The following is a 2,186-nucleotide window of genomic DNA, read 5'->3' on the forward strand; positions in this document are numbered from 1 at the left end:
TTTCTTAACGCTCTGTCCCCTCAAGGGGATATTTTATGAATATTTTAAACCATCATCTCGCACTTGATGCGAGATCTGCCAATGATAACGTCAGTTCGAGTGCCGCAACGCAGTGAAGGTGTATCGAGAACGGGTTAGATGTGAGTAGCTTCTCGATACATTTCAATTCCGCGAGGCTCCATTGAAACACTCGAAGTGACGATAATAAAAATGAGTGATGAATAGAAAAACAACGTCAGTTCGAGTGCCGCAACGTAGTGAAGGCGTATCTAGAACGGGTTAGAGGTGAGGAGCTTCTCGATACATTTCAATTCCGCGAGGCTCCATTGAAACACTCGAAGTGACGATAATAAAAATGAGTGATGAATAGAAAAATAACGTCAGTTCGAGTGCCGCAACGCAGTGAAGGTGTATCGAGAACGGGTTAGATGTGAGTAGCTTCTCGATACATTTCAATTCCGCGAGGCTCCATTGAAACACTCGAAGTGACGATAATAAAAATGAGTGATGAATAGAAAAACAACGTCAGTTCGAGTGCCGCAACGCAGTGAATGTGTATCGAGAACAGTTAGGGGTAAAATGTTTGTAGTTTATACCAGTTAAAATTTCATAAGTTGTTACCACACGTTTTAATCATTTAGAGTTAGAATTTTAATCAACTTCTCATTAACGTAATAATTTCCTTTTCCTAATTTTTCTTTTTTAAGAATTTTGTCTTTTGCCAATTGATTTAAATATTTAGAAGCTGTAATTCTTGAAACGCCTAAATCGTTCTCAATAAACTCAATTTTTGTATATGGATGTTTAAATAAATTATTCAATAAGTCTTGACTATAAAATTTGTAATTATTTCGCAATAAATTTTTATATTCAAATATCAAATCGCTTATTTTTCCTATGACGATAATCGTTTCTTTTGAAATTTGCTCTATGCTATCTAACATGTATAAAATCCAATTTTCCCAATTGTCAGTTTCTCTAACTTCTTGTAAAAGTTTATAATAATCAGCTTTGTGTTCAATTATATATCGACTTAAATACAAAACAGGTAAATTCAATAAATCGTTCATTACTAAATACAAAACATTGATAATTCGTCCGGTTCTTCCATTTCCATCATAGAAAGGATGGATACTTTCAAATTGGAAATGAATTATAGCCATTTTGACCAATGTATCAAATTCACACATATTTTCATCGTTGATGTATTGTTCTAGATTTCTCATTAAATCTAAAATAGTATCATATTCTTGTGGAGGCGTATATACTATTTCTCCAGTTGTTGCATTTTTCAAAGCAGTTCCTGGGACTTTTCGGAATCCAGCATTATTTTTCTCTAACTCAGATTGGATTTCAATGATATCATTATTCGTTAAGATTTTATTTTTTTTAATTAATCCAAATCCTTTTTTTAAAGCAGAAATATAGTTTTGAACTTCTTTTGCATTTAAAGACTTAAAACCATCAAGATTTAACTCGGCTTTAAATATGTCATCGTGAGTTGTTATAATATTTTCAATAGCAGAACTATCTTTAGCCTCTTGAAGTCCTAAAGTATTTATTAAAATAGTTGAATTTGGAATGCTTGATACAATTCCTTTTAACTCTGCCAAGGCTCTGTGAGCTGAAGCCAATTTCTTAAGCACTTTTTTAGTTTCAACATCTTGCTTTAGAGGTAACTTTTTTAATTTTTCAGATTCCATTATGTTAAGAAATATTAATTTTCTTTACAAACTTAATTTATTATGATAAGATAATCGAATTTTCTTATCATAACTTTTAGGTGTGATAACATATTTAACTTTATTTATCATACTATTTTTTCGGAGAATTTGTTTTAACTATCAAAAAACACTGTCATCTCGCACTTGATGCGAGATCTGTTACTTTGTATTCGAAATCAATTTTTAGTATAACGAAATAGGCGTTAGGAGTTTGTAAAATAGATATAAAGTTCGATATTAAATATTTGTATAATCTACTCAAAAGTAAATAACACCCCTATAATCCCCTCAAGGGGATATTTTAGAAGTATTTTAAACCGTCATCTCGCACTTGATGCGAGATCTGCCAATCATAACGTCAATTCGAGTGCCGCAACGCAGTGAAGGTGTATCGAGAACAGTTAGTGGTAAAATGTTTGTAGTTTATACCAGTTAAAATTTAAGCTTAAATTTCATAAGTTG

The 2,186-nt window shown here is 31.9% G+C and carries 1 protein-coding gene; it reads right to left on the minus strand.

Annotated features, from left to right (window positions below):
• Positions 1–629 precede the first annotated feature (629 nt).
• The gene (locus tag EC396_RS12730) at positions 630–1,703 is read right to left on the minus strand and encodes a Fic family protein (protein ID WP_129367003.1); all 1,074 of its coding nucleotides are present in this window, start codon (positions 1,701–1,703) and stop codon (positions 630–632) included.
• Between the last annotated feature and the right edge of the window lie 483 nt (positions 1,704–2,186).

Source organism: Lutibacter sp. HS1-25, assembly GCF_004121075.1.
In the GTDB taxonomy this organism is placed as follows: Bacteria; Bacteroidota; Bacteroidia; order Flavobacteriales; family Flavobacteriaceae; genus Lutibacter.

Bases quoted from the DNA above. Each gene is read 5' to 3' on its own strand.
- EC396_RS12730 (WP_129367003.1), bottom strand. From the start codon at position 1,703: ATGGAATCTGAAAAATTAAAAAAGTTACCTCTAAAGCAAGATGTTGAA.